Consider the following 15,403-nt stretch of genomic DNA (forward strand, 5'->3'; position numbering starts at 1 on the left):
AGCGGGTTACGGCCTGTTGAGCAACGCGGCCAGACGGCCGGATGTCCGGGGGAACAAAGGCAATGCGGATTGTTCGCACGATCTTCTGGACCGCGGTCGTCGTGGTGCTAGGTCTGTTTTCCGTAGCCAACTGGCAACCGGTGGAAGTGCGCATCTGGGAAGGGCTGGTGCTGGAAACACGCCTGCCCGCGCTGGTGATCTCCGCCTTCCTGCTGGGTCTGGTGCCGATGTGGGCCTTGTACCGTGCTACGCGCTGGCGGTTGGGGCGGCGCATCACCAACCTCGAATCCCTGCTTGCCGCGCAAAATCCCTCGCCGCCTCTGGCGACCTCCACGCAGCTCGAAGCCGCGTCCACCCCCGATAGTTCAAGAGCGTGACCCCCGTGAGCAATCCGATCTACCTCGCCCTCGACCTGCCCCGCCTCGATGCCGCGATCGCCCTTGCGCAAAAGGTGCGGGGCCATGTCGGCGGGCTGAAGCTGGGCCTCGAATTCTTCTGCGCGCACGGGCATCACGGGGTGCATGAAGTGGCCCGGATCGGCCTGCCGCTCTTCCTCGATCTCAAGCTGCACGATATTCCAAACACCGTGGCCGGCGCGATGCAGTCCATCCACGTCCTCGAACCCGCGATCGTCACGGTCCATGCCTCGGGCGGGCGGGCGATGATGGAAGACGCCAAGGCCGCCGCCGGCGAAAACTGCAAGGTCGTGGCCGTCACCGTGCTCACCAGCCTTGACGACAGCGATCTGGCCCGCGTGGGCGTGGGCGGATCGGCGCACGATCAGGTGCTGCGCCTGGCCGATCTGGCGCAGGAAGCGGGCATCGACGGCATCGTCTGTTCCGGGCACGAGGTTGCCGCCGTGCACAAGCGCTGGAAGAACGGCTTCTTCGTGGTGCCCGGCCTGCGCCCCGCCGATGGCCACCTGGGCGACCAGAAGCGCGCGGTGACCCCGCGCCAGGCCCGCGATGCCGGCGCCAGCGTGCTGGTGATCGGACGCCCGATCAGCCGCGCCGAAGACCCGGTGATGGCCGCACGCGCGATCGAGGCCACGCTTTAGGTTGCGCCGTCGTTTCCGGCGCGGGCAACGGCAGCGGCTATCCCAGCCATAGCGTGCTTTGGGAACGGGGGTGGGATCGGGTCCCGGAACGATTCACCAATCTGAACGGTTTCCGTTGCAACGGTTCATCACGCCGTAACGTCGCTTCGTCCAGATCGCGCAACAGAGTGCAACAGGAGACCGCCCCATGAAACGTGCCCTTCTTTCCGTCGCTGCCGCGGCCGCTTTCGCGCCGCTGGCGATGATGGCCACTCCGGTGGCGGCGCAGGCCGCGCTTTCCACCGCGCCGGTCGTCGCGCCGGGCAACAGCGTGCTGACCATCTCGGCCGAAGGGAAGACGACGCGCACGCCCGATCTCGCAGTGTTCAACGCCGGCGTCACCACGCAGGGCAAAGCCGCCGGCGAAGCGCTGAGCGAAAACGCCGACAAGATGAACGCGGTGATCGCTGCGCTGAAGCGCACCGGGATTGCCGACCGTGACATCCAGACCAGCAATCTTTCGGTGAACCCGGTCTATGGCCAGCCCAAGCGCTTGCCAGACGGTTCGATCGAGCAGCAGGAACCGGTCATCGTCGGCTATCAGGCGACCAACCAGGTCTCCGTGCGCCAGCGCAAGATCGACCAGTACGGCAAGGTGATCGACACGCTGGTGGCGGCGGGCGCCAACCAAGTCAACGGCCCGTCGTTCCAGCTCGACAACGCCGATGCCGCGACGGACGAAGCCCGCGTCGACGCGATGAAGAAAGCCCGCGCCCGCGCCGATCTCTACGCCCGTGCCGCCGGCCTGCGCGTGGTGCGCGTGTTGACGATCAGCGAAAGCAGCGGCTGGTCGCCGCCCGCGCCGGTCCTCTATGCCCGCGCCGACAAGATGATGGCCATGGCCGCACCCAGCCCGGTTGCCGCCGGTGAACTGGACGTGGGCGCCAGCGTTACCGTCACCTACGAACTCGCCCCCTGATCGGCAGTTTGACGAAGCGGCCGGGCATGGCCTAACGCACGGCCATGCCCGGCCCTTCCATCAAGATCTGCGGAATCACGACGCCGCAAGCGCTCTCCGCCACGATCAAGGCCCGCGCCGAATACGTCGGGTTCAACTTCTATCCGCCATCGCCGCGTTTCCTGGGCTTCGCGCAAGCCCCCGCGCTGGCGGAGCAGGCCCAGGGCAGGGTCACGCGCGTTGGCGTGTTCGTCGATGCCGACGATGCCTTCCTTGCCGAAGCCGTCGCGGCGGCACGGCTCGATGCCATCCAGCTTCATGGCCACGAAGCGCCCGATCGCGCGGCGCAGGTCCGCGCGCGGTTCGGCCTGCCGGTGTGGAAAGTCCTGTCCGTCGCCACGGCTGCCGATGTGGCGCGCGCCGGTGCCTATGCCGGCACGGCCGACTTCATCCTGTTCGATGCCAAGACGCCCAAAGGCGCGGCCCTGCCCGGCGGACTGGGGCTGGCGTTCGACTGGACGCTGCTGGCCGGCTATCGCGGGGCGCTGCCGTGGGGCCTTGCCGGCGGACTGTCGCCGGACAACGTGGCCGAGGCAATCCGCATGACCGGGGCGCCGATGGTCGATGTCTCGTCCGGCGTGGAAAGCGCGCCCGGGGTGAAGGACGAACAGCGCATCGCCTCGTTCTGTTACGCCGCCCGCGCGGGCTGATCGCTCCACCGAAACAGAAAAAGGGCGGCTTCCCGAAGAAAGCCGCCCCGAAGCTATGCCACGCCTTCAGGCGTGGCCGGATCGCGTGGCTGACGCGATCAGAACTTCACGCCCACGCCGGCCACGACCGCGTTGGCATCGTTGAAGCCGTTGCGGCCGAAGTAGTGGCGATATTCCACCTTGCCATAGAGGTTCCCCATGAAGCCGCGCTCATAGCCAGCACCGAGATGCCACGATCCTTCGCACAGGCTGCACGGTTCGGTGGTGTAACCGCCAGTGCCGTAAAGCTTCGAGCCGGCGAGCTTGGCGCCCAGGCGGCCGGTGAAGCCCCACGCAACCTTGGTGCCCGAAGTGAGAATCTTGTCACCCGAGACTTCAAGGCCGGAAAAGGCGGCCGGCCCCAGATCGAAATCGTAGCCGGCGGCGACACCGGCCGTGCCCTTCGTCGCGCCGTCCGTCCAGTAGACGCCCGCGCGCGTTTCGACGCGGACTTCGTTGGCAAGGGCCGGCGTCGCCGCGACCAGCGAGGCGGCGAGCGAAAGAAGAACAATACGCATAATAAACTCCTGACTTGAACGCCCCTTCTTTGCTTTATGGGGGCAACGGCCAGTTAATTTTCAATCATATATGCCACAACACGGAAAACATTCATCCAACCAAAACCTTCATATAAGTGACATCATTGCCACACATTTACCGGTAGGCTTGTAACGAATATTTTCAGCATCGTTTCCGAATATAAAAATAAAAAGGCGGCCTCTTTCGAGACCGCCTTCACGACGTTGCAGCGCCTCTCTAGCGACTGCATCTTTCCGCAAGATGAACGTCGGCACAAAATCGTGCAATCCGACGCGCACGCCGTCCAAATCCACAAGAGGCCAGGAGCTGTCCTTGCCCCGTGGTGAAACGCGCACGCGCGAGGGACGCGAATCTGGACAAGCCGCGCGGCCTCTGCCAATCGCGGCGCATGAGCGCAGAACCGACAGGGGCCACCCCCAACAGCTTTCGCAGCCAGCCCGACGATCGTGGCCATTTCGGCCAGTTCGGCGGGCGCTATGTTGCCGAAACGCTGATGCCGCTGATCCTCGATCTCGAACAGGAATACCGCAGGGCCAAGGCCGACCCCGCATTCCAGGCCGAGTTCGACGACCTGCTCGAACACTATGTCGGCCGCCCGAGCCCGCTCTATTTCGCGCCCCGGCTGACCGAGGAACTGGGCGGCGCGCAAGTCTGGTTCAAGCGCGACGAGCTGAACCACACCGGCGCGCACAAGATCAACAACTGCATCGGCCAGATCCTGCTGGCCATGCGCATGGGCAAGACGCGGATCATCGCCGAAACCGGCGCAGGCCAGCACGGCGTCGCGACCGCGACGGTCTGCGCGCGCTTCGGCCTGCCCTGCGTGATCTTCATGGGCGCGACGGACGTGGAACGGCAGAAGCCGAACGTGTTCCGCATGAAGCTGCTGGGCGCGGAAGTCGTGCCGGTCACGGCCGGCGCGGGTACGCTCAAGGATGCCATGAACGAAGCGCTGCGCGACTGGGTCGCGAACGTGCACAACACGTTCTACATCATCGGCACCGCCGCCGGGCCGCACCCCTATCCAGAACTCGTCCGCGATTTCCAGAGCGTGATCGGCAAGGAAGCCCGCGCGCAGATGCTGTCCCGCATCGGCCGCCTGCCTGATCTGCTGGTCGCCGCCATCGGTGGCGGATCAAACGCGATCGGCCTGTTCCACCCGTTCCTCGATGATACCAGCGTCAGGATGCTGGGCGTGGAAGCGGCGGGCCACGGGCTGGACAAGGAACATGCCGCCTCGCTCGCGGGCGGGCGCCCCGGCATTCTCCACGGCAACAAGACCTACCTGCTGCAGGACGAAGACGGCCAGATCACCGAAGGCCACTCGATTTCGGCGGGCCTCGATTATCCCGGCATCGGGCCGGAACATGCGTGGCTCAAGGAAATCGGCCGCGTCGACTATACCTCGGTGACGGACACGGAAGCGCTCGATGGCTTCCAGCTGCTCTGCCGCACCGAAGGCATCATCCCGGCGCTCGAACCCGCCCACGCCATCGCGGCGGTGAAGAAGGTCGCGCCGACGATGGGCAAGGACCAGATCATCCTCGCCAACCTGTGTGGGCGGGGGGACAAGGACATCTTCTCCGTCGCCGAACATCTGGGGGTGTCGCTGTGACCCGCCTCGCCTCCGCCTTCGCCAAGGGCCGGCCCGCCCTCGTCACCTTCGTCACGGGCGGCGATCCGACGCCGGACGCCACCGCCTCCATCCTCGACGCGCTGGTCGAAGGCGGGGCGGACGTGATCGAGCTGGGCATGCCGTTCACCGATCCGATGGCCGATGGTCCGGCGATCCAGCTGGCGAACCTGCGCTCGCTCGGCGCTGGCACCAAGACCGCCGACATCCTGCGCATCGCCGCCGCGTTCCGCGCGCGCCATCCCGAGGTGCCGCTGGTGCTGATGGGCTATGCCAACCCGATGACCGTGCGCGGGGCCGACTGGTTCGCCGCCGAATGCGTGAACGCGGGCATCGATGGCGTGATCTGCGTGGACATTCCGCCAGAGGAAGATCCCGAACTGGGGCCGGCGCTGCGCAATGCCGGCGTTTCGCTGATCCGCCTGGCCACGCCAACCACCGACGCTGCGCGCCTGCCTGCCGTGCTGGAAGGGTCTTCGGGCTTTCTCTATTATGTCTCGGTCGCCGGCATCACCGGGATGCAGCAGGCGGCGCAGGCCTCGATCGACGAAGCCGTCACCCGGATCAAGGCTTCGGCCACGATCCCGGTTGCCGTCGGCTTCGGGGTGCGCACGCCCGAACAGGCCGCGGCCATCGCCAGGGTGGCCGATGGTGTCGTCGTGGGATCGGCGCTGGTCGATCTCGTCGCCAAACATGGCGCGGACGCGGCGGGGCCGGTGAAGGAACTCACCGCCGCGCTCGCCGCCGCCGTCCACTCTGCCCGCAAGGAAATCGCATGAGCTGGCTCAACCGCGTTCGCAACGCCCTGCCCTTCACACCGAAGCGGGACACGCCCGACAACCTCTGGATCAAGTGTCCTTCGTGCAGCGAGATGCTGTTCACCAAGGACTATGAGGACAACCTTTCCGTCTGCCCGCATTGCGACCATCACGGCCGCATCGGCGCCGACGCGCGGTTCGCCCAGTTGCTCGATCCGGGCTTCGAGCTTCTTCCCGCCCCAAAGGTGAAGGAAGACCCGCTGAAGTTCCGCGACAGCAAGAAGTACACCGATCGCATCAAGGCGGCCAAGGCCGCCAACCCGCACCCGGACGCGCTGACCAACGCCGCCGGCACGATCGACGGGCACAAGGCCGTGGTCGGGGTGCAGGAATTCGCGTTCATGGGCGGATCGATGGGCATGGCCGTGGGCAACGCCTTCATCGCCGGGATCGAGCGCGCGATCGCGGAGAAGTGTCCCTATATCGCGGTGACCGCCGCTGGCGGCGCGCGGATGCAGGAGGGCATTCTCAGCCTGATGCAGATGCCGCGCAGCACCGTGGCCATCGCCAAACTTCACGCGGCGGGCCTGCCCTATATCGTGCTGCTGACCGATCCCACCACCGGCGGCGTCACTGCCAGCTATGCCATGCTGGGCGACGTGCAGATCGCCGAACCCGGCGCGCTGATCGGGTTTGCCGGCCAGCGCGTGATTCAGGATACCATTCGCGAAAAGCTGCCCGAAGGCTTCCAGCGCGCGGAATACCTTCACGCGCACGGGATGCTCGACATGGTGGTCCACCGCCGCGACATGAAGGCAACTCTGGCGCAAGTGATCGACTACCTCACGGCCGCAAAGGCCGCGTGACCGCCTCTCCCCTCCCGTATGCGGGAGGGGCCGGGGGTGGGTCCGACACACGCGGCACCCGGCCCCGCCCACCCCAAACCCCTCCCGCATGCGGGAGGGGCCTTTGACGCGCGACTTCGCCATTTCCGAAAACGCGGCGGTGCAGGCGCAGCTTGACCGGCTGGGCGCGCTGTCGCTGCCGCAGGGCCGGTTCGGGCTGGATACCGCGCGCGAACTGCTCGCCCGCGTCGGCAACCCGCATCTCGCGCTGCCGCCGGTGTTCCATGTGGCCGGCACCAACGGCAAGGGATCGACCTGCACGTATCTGCGCTTCATGCTGGAAGCGCAGGGGCTGACGGTCCATTCCGCCACCAAGCCGCATCTGGTGCGCTACAACGAACGCATCCGCATTGCCGGCAAGCTGATCGGCGACGATCTGCTGGCCGCGCTGCTCAAGGAAGTGCTGGACGCAGCGGAGGACCTTGCCCCCAGCTTCTTCGAAGTGACCACGGTGGCGACGTTCCTGGCCTTCCACCGCATCCCTGCCGACGTCTGCGTGATCGAAACCGGGCTGGGCGGGCGGCTCGACGCCACCAACGTGCTGCCGACCGCGGCGGCGTGCGGCATCGCGACGCTGGGGCTGGACCACGAAGGCTTCCTGCTGACGCCCGAAGCCGGCGTGCCCACCGATCCGCTGGCGCGCATCGCTTTCGAGAAGGCGAGCATCGCCAAGCCCGGCGTTCCGCTGGTGACGCAAGCCTATCCCGCTGCAGTGGCGCAATCGGTGCTGGATACGGCGGAAGCGATCCGCGCGCCGGTGATGATGCGCGGGCGCGACTGGAACGCCGAGATCGGCGATGCAATCGCCTATAGCGATGCGCGCGGCTCGCTCACCCTGCCGCTGCCTGCCTTGCCCGGCAGCCACCAGGCGGACAACGCCGCGCTCGCCGTGGCAATGCTGCGCCATCAGAGCGTGGTTGTCGTCTCGCCCGCAGCGATGGCGCGGGGCATCCCCGCCGCGCGCTGGCCCGCGCGGCTGCAACGGCTGGGCGCTGGCCCGCTCACCGCGCTGGCCGGCGCGCGGGCGGTGCGGCTCGACGGCGGGCACAACCCCGATGCCGGCCTCGCCATCGCCCGCCACTTCGCCGGGGGTCCGAAAATCCATCTCGTCACGGGCATGCTCGCCAACAAGGACCCGTCCGCGATCATCGCGCCGCTGGCGGACCGGTTGCTGTCGCTGTCGATCGTTCCCGCACCGGGGCACGACGCGCACCGCCCGGAAGACTTCGCGCCGTTCACCACGCTGCCAGCGCGCAGCTTTGCCAACGTGGCCGAAGCGCTGGCCGCGTTGCCGCCCGAAGGCGATGTGCTGATCGCGGGTTCGCTCTACCTTGCCGGGGATGTGCTGCGGCGGAACGGGGAAGTGCCGGATTAGGTTTCGACGGGTTCCGGCTTTGGCTCCCGGCTAACCCTCGCCCATTCCAACAGTACAAAGAAAACGGCCACCAGCCCGGCCGCCGCGGTCCAGCGGAATACGACGGCATAGCCGTAAGTATCGAAAGCCTCGCCTGCGATCCCGCGCCCTAACGATCCGACGAGGAATGTCAGCGAGGAAAGCAGCGCGTACTGAACTGCAGTGTAACTTTTGCTCACAATTCCCGACATATACGCGACGAACGCGGCACCCGCGATACCGGTGGATATGTTCTCGAAGCTGATCGCCAGCAGCAGGCGCACCATACGCTCGTCAAAGCCGAACAAGGCAAACAGGGCCTTCAAACCAATCGCGCCGCCCACCGCATCAATACCTGGCGAGCCCTCTGCGAGATCGGCGTAGACGAAATTGCCAAGAATCGGCAGGATCGCCCCGATCAGGATCGTGGGCATGCGCCCCAGACGGGCGAACAGATAGCCACCCAGGCTGATGCCGAAGATGGTCATGAAAATCCCGAAAACCTTGGAGGCAAACGCGACCTCCTCCTTCGAATACTTCAGGAATTCCAGATAGAACGGAAAAGCGAAGCTGCCCCAGATATTGTAGCATAGAGTATAGGTCAGGATCATGCCGATCACGATCAGCACACCCCACCCCAGCCGGGCGGACAATTCGGCGAGCGGCGAGACCAGCGCCACGTATAGGTGATTGCCAGCCGTCCGCACTGGTGAAACCCGCGGATCAGATACGGTCAGGGTCCATATCTGTCGAGCTTTCAACCAGTTGGTGGCGGCTGCGACAATCAGCGGCACGGCTACCGTCGCAAAAACAATCCACGGCCCGAACAGTCGTGTGAAATCGCCAACTGAAGGGAGAGGCCTCTGCGGATCGGACGGGGCGAGCATTCCCACCATGAAATGAATGATCGTGCCGATCGCCCACGCCCAGCTTACCCCTACGAAGAGAAGGGCGACGGCACGAGTGCGGGGCGAAAGCTCTCCACGCTGCGCCAATGCGGCGTGTAACAGCCCTTGTTCTGGGCGAGGCGTATCGGGCGCACGAAACGTGACAAACGCTATCAGGACGATCAGGCCAGCCATGAACATATAGACCAGTGACCATGACATCCGGCCCGCCATCAGTAACGCCAGTGCTCCGCCCACGATCGAGGCAATGCGATAACCGAACTGATAGATCGATGAGAGCAGTTCCACCGGCGTTTCTTCATCGGCGACATCAATGCGCCAAGCGTCAATAGCCACGTCCTGCGTTGCCGATGCCAAAGCGGCCATGAACGCAAAAAGCGCGAACACACCGATTGCATGCGCGGGATCGGTCACTGCCAATCCGAAGAAGCCTGCGACAAGCAAACCCTGGCAGAGGAGAATCCAGCTTTTGCGCCGGCCCAACCGATCCAGCCCCGGCAAACGGAAGCGGTCAACCAGCGGCGACCACAGAAACTTAAAGGAATAGGACAGGCCGATCCATGACAACACCCCTATCGTCGCCAGCTTCACGCCCACTTCGCCGAGCCAAGCATTCAGGGTACCGATCAGCAGCGCATACGGCAGGCCAGATGCAAAGCCGAACCCCAGCATGGTTGCGGATTTGCGCTTCTGCAAAGCCAACCTGAGCAGGCGCCAGCCCTTGGGTCGGGGCACCGGCGCGGTAGGCGATGTCATTCTGGTCCCTTCCGTCTGAGAATTTTTTCTGAACACCCTAGCGGCCTTTCGGGGTATGCCTAGCCCCGACAACAAAAGATAGGGAAGAGGACCCCATGGGACGCCCCACCGAAGGTCAGCTCGCGCTGGCGCATCAGGTTGCCGCCGGCGCCGGACAGCAGGCTTCCGCCATCGCCCATGTGCCCGCGTCCGCCTATGTCGATCCGGCGCATTTCGCGCGCGAGAAGGCCACGCTCTTCGACCGGATGCCGCAAGTGCTGGCCCCTTCGGCGCTGCTGCCCGAACCCAACATGGCCGTGCCCCACGATGGCACCGGCCGGCCGCTGCTGATCGCGCGCGATGGCGAGGGCGCGATCCGGGTGTTCCTCAACGTCTGCCGCCACCGGGGCACGCGACTGGTCGAAGGACAGGACGTGCAGTGCGGCAAGCGCATGGTCTGCCCGTATCACGCGTGGACTTATGCCACCGACGGCCGCCTGCTCGCCCTACCCCGCCCGGATACCTTTCCCGGCTTCGACAAGGCGGCGCACGGCCTGGTCGAACTGCCGAGCCACGAATCCGGCGGCCTGATCTGGTTCGCGCCCGCAGCCCCCGACGCCGATTTCGGTGACGCCGCGCGCGTGGGTGAGGACTTCGCCGCGGTGGGCCTCGCCGGGCAGCACCTCTATGCGCGGCGCACGCACCGGGTGGCGTCGAACTGGAAGCTGATCATGGACGCCTTCCTGGAAAGCTACCATGTGCTGCGCCTGCACGCGGCGTCGATCGCACCGTTCTTCAAGGACGGCATCACCTCGGGCGACGAGATCGGGCCGCACAAGCGGTCGCTGGTCGGCCGCGCGGCGGAGATGGAGGGCGTGGACTTGTCCGACTGGGCGCAACTGCGCGCGGTGGGCACGTTCGCCTACCAGCTCTTTCCCGCCACCGTGGTCGTGGTCAGCCCGGATTACGTCAACCTGATGACGATCATGCCGCAGGCGGTGGACCAGACGCTGGTCGAGGATTTCATGCTGATCCCCGAACCGCCGCGCGACGAGAAGGCGGAGAAGCACTGGCAAAAGAGCTGGAAGCTGCTCGACGGCCAGGTGTTCGGCGCGGAGGATTTCCGCGCGGCGGAACTTGGCCAGCAGGGCCTTGCCAGCGGCGCCGTGGACCGGATCACGCTCGGCACGCTGGAAGCCGGCATCGCGCGCTTCCACGCGATCTGCGCGGAGCAGATGGCGAGAGCCGGCCTCTGACCGCAAGAGCCGGGGTGACGCGCGGGCCAAGCGCGCGTAAGGGCGGGGCATGACACTTCCCCCCAAACCCCGGAACGGCCGCCCGGGACGGCCCGCCGCTCCGAAGAGGCCCGACGCTGCGAAGCGTCCCGCCGCGCCCCGCAAACCGGCCGCACCGCGCACGCCGGCCACGCCCGCCGCCGATGGCCCGCCGCGCGAAGGCGAACGCATCGCCAAGCTGCTGGCGCGCGCCGGCATCGCCTCGCGTCGCGAAGTCGAACGGATGATCGTCGACGGCCGGGTGAAGCTGAACGACGAAGTGCTGACCACGCCCGCCACGGTGTTGAAGAACCTGAAAGGCGTGACGGTGGACGGCAAGGCCGTGGCGGCCGCGGAGCCGGCCCGCCTGTTCCGCTTCCACAAGCCCGCCGGCCTGATCACGGCGGAGCGCGATCCGGCGGGGCGGCCGACGATCTACAACGCCCTGCGCAACGCGCTGCCGAAGGAGACGCCGCGCCTGATGCCGATCGGCCGGCTCGACCTCAATACCGAGGGGCTGCTGCTGCTGACCAATGACGGCGAACTCAAGCGCGCGATGGAACTGCCGTCCACCGGCGTCCCCCGCACGTACCGCGCCCGCACCTTCGGCGACATCACGCAGGAACGGCTGGAAGAGCTGAGCGAGGGCGTGGAGATCGACGGCATCCGCTATGGCTCGATCGACGCCAACATGGAGCGGCGCACCGGCCGCAACCAGTGGATCGAACTGACGTTGACCGAAGGCAAGAACCGCGAAGTGCGCCGTGTGCTGGAGCACCTGGGCCTGCAGGTATCGCGCCTGATCCGCATCCAGTACGGTCCCTTCCCGCTGGCCGACATTCCGCGCGGTATGGCCGACGAAATCCGCCAGGTCGATGTCGAGCGTTTCCGCAAGACGCTGCAGCCCAAGGGCCGGGGGCAGGCATGAGGATCATCGCCGGAGAATGGCGCGGCCGGCCGCTGCGCGCGCCCGAGGGCGACACCACCCGCCCCACGGCCGACCGCACGCGCGAGACGCTGTTCTCGATGCTGACCAGCCGGCTCGGCAGTTTCGAAGGGTTGACGGTGGCCGATCTCTTCGCGGGATCGGGCGCGCTGGGACTGGAGGCACTGTCACGCGGCGCGGAGAAGGCGATCTTTGTCGAACAGGCCCCGCCCGCGATCCGCGCGATCCGTGCCAATATTGCCGCGTTGCACGCCCAGCCGAAGTGCGATGTGCGCGCGGCGTCGGTGCTGACGCTGGGACCGGTCAAGGAACCCGTCGACCTGGTCCTGCTCGATCCGCCTTACGGCACCGGCGCGGGTGCGGTCGCGATCGACCGGCTGGTGCGGCTCGGCTGGATCGGCGAAGCCACGTGGATCAGTCTGGAAACCGCCGCCAACGAACAACCGCAGATCCGCGCGTGCGAGGTCGATGCCGAACGCAAGGTGGGCAAGGCGCTGCTCACCCTGCTGCGCCTCAAGAGCTGACGGAACAGGCGTCAGCCGGCCTTGCGGCCGAACAGCACGCCCGCCAGCGTCAGGCTGCCCGCCACAGTCAGGAACAGCCCGACGTAGGCGGTGCCGCCGTGCTGCGCGAGGTATTGCGCGGCAAACGGCGCCATCGCCCCACCGATGATCCCGCCGACGTTGAACGCCACGGATATCCCGGTGTAGCGCACCGGCACGGCATAGAGCGTGGGCAGCCACGCGCCGAGGGGGCCATAGGTCAGCCCCATCACCAGCAGCGCGGCGGCCAGCGTCAGGAACACCAGCGGCAACGAGCCTGATCCCAGCCCCGCGCCGAACACCAGCCCGATCACCGCCGTCAGCGCCGCGCCCTTGGCCAGCACGTTGCGCGCGCTGGTCCGGTCCGCCCACCAGCCGGCCAGCAGGATGCCGATGGCGAGGAACGCGTTCGCGCCCAGCTGTACCATCAGGAACGCCTCGCGCGAATAGCCGAGGGTCTTGGTGCCGAAGCTCAGCGCGAACGTGGTGGCGAGGTAGAAGATCGCGAAACAGGCGACCACGCCCGCGATCCCGGCGATCACCGCGCCGGCATGATCCTCGAACAGTCGGCCGATCGGCACGCGCGGCGGCGGCGCGGTTTCCAGCGCGGCGCGGAACGCCGCCGTCTCGCCGATCCTCAGCCGCACCCACAGGCCCAGCCCTACAAGCAGCGCCGAGGCCAGGAACGGAATGCGCCAGCCCCATGCTGCGAAATCGGCGTCCGAAAGGTTCACCGCCAGGATCAGGAACAGGCCATTGGCGGCGAGGAAGCCCAGCGGCGCACCCAGCTGCGGCGCGGAGCCGAAGCGGGCTTCCCACCCCTTCGGCGCGTTCTCCACGGCCAGCAGCGAGGCCCCGCCCCATTCACCGCCAAGCCCGAAGCCCTGCCCGAAGCGCAACAGGCACAGCAGCGCTGGCGCGATCGGCCCGGCCATGGCATACGTCGGCAAAAAACGCGATCAGCAGCGTGGAGAGCCCCATCAGCATCAGCGAGGCGACCAGCGTGGACTTGCGCCCCGCCCGATCCCCGAAATGGCCGAACGCGATCGCCCCCACCGGCCGCGCGAAAAACGCCAGGCCGAAGGTCATGAACGAGGCCATGTTCTGCGCCGCTTCCGATTCCGCCGGAAAGAACAGCGGCCCGATCACCAGCGCCGCCGCCGTGGCATAGACGTAGAAGTCATAGAACTCGACCGCCGTGCCAACGAGGCTGGCCGTCAGGATGCGGGCGTGCTGGCGGATCGGATGCGCGGTGGACGTCATGGGCCGCTTCGTTCGGCGCGGGGTGGGCACTTGTCAAGAATCCCGCGAACTGCGCGACCGTCACCGCCTCTGCGAAATCACGTATCCCGGCATTCAGCCAATCACAGCGCGCTTTCCCTAGCCCGGCTTATTCACCGCGTTGGGCCGAGAGGGTTGGCGGGAGTGGCATAAGCCTCTGATCTGAATTAGGAACTGGGTGTCTAAGCCGAACCTGCCGCAGGGCAGAAGATGCCACAGGCCACCCCGCCATGACCGACGATACTGCAAACCCATTCCGATTCCCAGCAGTGCGCAGCCGGAAAGTCACAGCCGCCTTTGATGGTGGTCGGCTGACCTCGGACGGCGGCGTCCTGCTACTGGCACAGGCTGAGCGCGCGATGGGCATCTGCCGTCGGCTTGCCGCTTGCATAGCCGACCCGCGTGACCCTGGCCGGGTGATCCATGCGCTGCCCGACATCCTGCGCGCCCGGGTGTTCGCGATCGCTTGCGGATACGAGGATGCCGACGATCTCGACGCCCTTCGCGACGATCCCGGCTTCCGCCTGGCGCTGGGCAAGCTGCCGGGCTCCGGTGCCGGGCTTGCGAGCCAACCCACGATGAGCCGCTGGGAGAACGCGCCGACCACGCGCGAACTGGCGAAGTTGATGGCCGCCATGATCGATATCTACTGCGCCAGCTATCCCACTTCGCCGGCGGCGGTGACGTTGGATATCGATGACACCTGCGATGTCGTCCACGGCTATCAGCAGCTCTCGTTCTGGAACGGGCACCATGGCGAGCGCTGCTTCCTGCCGATCCACGTCTACGACACCGCCAGTGGCCGGCCGGTGGCGATGCTGCTTCGCACCGGCAAGACGCCATCTGGCGCCGAAGCTGCTGGCCACATCCGGCGTCTGGTGCGTCACATCCGCCGGCACTGGCCCGATACCCACCTCACCATCCGCGGTGACGGGCACTATGGCCGCCCCGAGGTCATGGCGTTCTGCGAGGCGTACGGCATCGATTACGTGTTCGGCCTGCCAACCAACGCTGCGCTGCGGGCCGATCCCGCCATCGTCGCCGTCGCCGATACCTGCGCGGTCAAGCGGGCCGAGGAGCAGCGTGTGATCCTGCGAAACTATGCCGAGACCCGCTACGGCGCCAAAAGCTGGAAGGGCCAGCGCCGCGTCGTCGCCCGGATCGAGGCCAGCACGCTGGGCATGGACATCCGCTATGTCGTCACTTCGCTGACCCAAGGCTCGGCCGAGCACATCTACGACACGCTCTACTGTGCCCGCGGCCAGGCCGAAAACCTGATCAAGCGGCACAAGACCCAGCTCGCCAGCGATCGCACCTCGTGCCGCTCGGCCAATGCCAACCAGATGCGCCTCATTCTGCACACCGCCGCCTACTGGCTCCTGTGGCGGATCCAGCAAGAAATCCCAAAATCTGCCGCGCTTGCCGTCGCCGAGTTCGCAACGATCCGCCTCCGGTTGCTCAAGGTCGCCGCCCGCGTCATTGAATCCGCAACGCGCATCCGCATCGCCTTCGCGTCAGCATGCCCCGATGCCGCCACGTTCAAGGCCGTCGCCACCAACCTTCGGCCTGCTCCTACATAGCCCGCGCGGCCGTGCCGCCGAACCGCAAGCCCCCCTCCATTAACCCCGAAAAGCCCATCGATCCCACCGCGGTGAAAAACACCGCCAGAGGCGCTCGTCCGGATCACATCACCGAAAACGCATCGCCACCCAACAAGCCCGGAACCTCAGTCTCATGAATAGGCC

15 protein-coding genes and 1 pseudogene are annotated in these 15,403 nt (G+C 66.6%); 12 read left to right on the forward strand and 4 right to left on the reverse strand.

Annotated elements, in window-relative coordinates:
- The first annotated feature begins 62 nt into the window (after positions 1-62).
- The 4 genes from F1640_RS00740 (at position 63) to F1640_RS00755 (ending at position 2,704) form a co-directional block, all read left to right on the forward strand.
- The gene (locus tag F1640_RS00740; protein WP_124808638.1) at positions 63-377 is read left to right on the forward strand and encodes a DUF1049 domain-containing protein; all 315 of its coding nucleotides are present in this window, start codon (positions 63-65) and stop codon (positions 375-377) included.
- 5 nt (positions 378-382) lie between these two features.
- Positions 383-1,057 carry an orotidine-5'-phosphate decarboxylase gene (gene pyrF / locus F1640_RS00745; protein WP_124808639.1) on the forward strand — a complete coding sequence of 225 codons (675 nt, stop codon included), beginning with the start codon at positions 383-385 and terminating at the stop codon, positions 1,055-1,057.
- Between the two features lie 187 nt (positions 1,058-1,244).
- The gene (locus F1640_RS00750; protein WP_194917247.1) at positions 1,245-2,015 is read left to right on the forward strand and encodes an SIMPL domain-containing protein; all 771 of its coding nucleotides are present in this window, start codon (positions 1,245-1,247) and stop codon (positions 2,013-2,015) included.
- Positions 2,016-2,059: 44 nt separating this feature from the next.
- Positions 2,060-2,704, forward strand: a complete 645-nt coding sequence (locus tag F1640_RS00755) for a phosphoribosylanthranilate isomerase (protein WP_194917249.1) — start codon at positions 2,060-2,062, stop codon at positions 2,702-2,704.
- Positions 2,705-2,802: 98 nt separating this feature from the next.
- Here F1640_RS00755 and F1640_RS00760 read toward each other — a convergent pair whose 3' ends face one another.
- Positions 2,803-3,261 carry an outer membrane protein gene (locus tag F1640_RS00760; protein WP_124808642.1) on the reverse strand — a complete coding sequence of 153 codons (459 nt, stop codon included), beginning with the start codon at positions 3,259-3,261 and terminating at the stop codon, positions 2,803-2,805.
- 108 nt (positions 3,262-3,369) lie between these two features.
- Positions 3,370-3,561 carry a hypothetical protein gene (locus tag F1640_RS00765; RefSeq protein WP_206694599.1) on the reverse strand — a complete coding sequence of 64 codons (192 nt, stop codon included), beginning with the start codon at positions 3,559-3,561 and terminating at the stop codon, positions 3,370-3,372.
- Between the two features lie 110 nt (positions 3,562-3,671).
- On the opposite strand from F1640_RS00765, the gene trpB reads away from it, so the two are divergent.
- The 4 genes from trpB (at position 3,672) to F1640_RS00785 (ending at position 7,954) form a co-directional block, all read left to right on the forward strand.
- Entirely contained in the window at positions 3,672-4,898 is a 1,227-nt protein-coding gene (gene trpB / locus F1640_RS00770) for a tryptophan synthase subunit beta (protein ID WP_194917252.1), read from the forward strand.
- Positions 4,895-5,695: a tryptophan synthase subunit alpha gene (gene trpA, locus F1640_RS00775; protein ID WP_194917254.1), complete on the forward strand. Its 801-nt coding sequence runs from the start codon at positions 4,895-4,897 to the stop codon at positions 5,693-5,695. Before trpB ends, trpA begins: the two co-directional genes overlap by 4 nt.
- Complete coding sequence (gene accD / locus F1640_RS00780; protein ID WP_194917256.1) at positions 5,692-6,540, forward strand: acetyl-CoA carboxylase, carboxyltransferase subunit beta; 849 nt, start codon at positions 5,692-5,694, stop codon at positions 6,538-6,540. Before trpA ends, accD begins: the two co-directional genes overlap by 4 nt.
- 88 nt (positions 6,541-6,628) lie before the next feature.
- Positions 6,629-7,954 (forward strand): folylpolyglutamate synthase/dihydrofolate synthase family protein, encoded by a 1,326-nt coding sequence (locus tag F1640_RS00785; RefSeq protein ID WP_194917258.1) that lies wholly within the window; start codon positions 6,629-6,631, stop codon positions 7,952-7,954.
- Here F1640_RS00785 and F1640_RS00790 read toward each other — a convergent pair.
- Complete coding sequence (locus F1640_RS00790) at positions 7,951-9,636, reverse strand: MFS transporter (RefSeq protein ID WP_255530140.1); 1,686 nt, start codon at positions 9,634-9,636, stop codon at positions 7,951-7,953. The two genes, F1640_RS00785 and F1640_RS00790, sit on opposite strands and share 4 nt — an antisense overlap.
- 95 nt (positions 9,637-9,731) lie before the next feature.
- On the opposite strand from F1640_RS00790, the gene F1640_RS00795 reads away from it, so the two are divergent.
- The 3 genes from F1640_RS00795 to rsmD are packed head-to-tail and all read left to right on the forward strand — an operon-like array spanning position 9,732 to position 12,359.
- Positions 9,732-10,871, forward strand: a complete 1,140-nt coding sequence (locus tag F1640_RS00795; RefSeq protein WP_194917260.1) for an aromatic ring-hydroxylating dioxygenase subunit alpha — start codon at positions 9,732-9,734, stop codon at positions 10,869-10,871.
- Positions 10,872-10,920: 49 nt separating this feature from the next.
- Positions 10,921-11,817, forward strand: coding sequence for a pseudouridine synthase (locus F1640_RS00800; RefSeq protein ID WP_194917262.1), 897 nt, complete (start codon positions 10,921-10,923; stop codon positions 11,815-11,817).
- Entirely contained in the window at positions 11,814-12,359 is a 546-nt protein-coding gene (rsmD, locus tag F1640_RS00805; RefSeq protein WP_194917263.1) for a 16S rRNA (guanine(966)-N(2))-methyltransferase RsmD, read from the forward strand. The genes F1640_RS00800 and rsmD overlap by 4 nt, the downstream gene beginning before the upstream one ends.
- 11 nt (positions 12,360-12,370) lie before the next feature.
- Here rsmD and F1640_RS00810 read toward each other — a convergent pair.
- A pseudogene (locus F1640_RS00810) lies at positions 12,371-13,640 on the reverse strand (MFS transporter).
- Between the two features lie 248 nt (positions 13,641-13,888).
- Here F1640_RS00810 and F1640_RS00815 point away from each other — a divergent pair.
- Positions 13,889-15,238, forward strand: a complete 1,350-nt coding sequence (locus F1640_RS00815; RefSeq protein ID WP_194917264.1) for an IS1380 family transposase — start codon at positions 13,889-13,891, stop codon at positions 15,236-15,238.
- Positions 15,239-15,403 lie beyond the last annotated feature (165 nt).

The organism is Novosphingobium sp. NBM11 (assembly GCF_015390225.1).
Lineage (GTDB): Bacteria > Pseudomonadota > Alphaproteobacteria > Sphingomonadales > Sphingomonadaceae > Novosphingobium.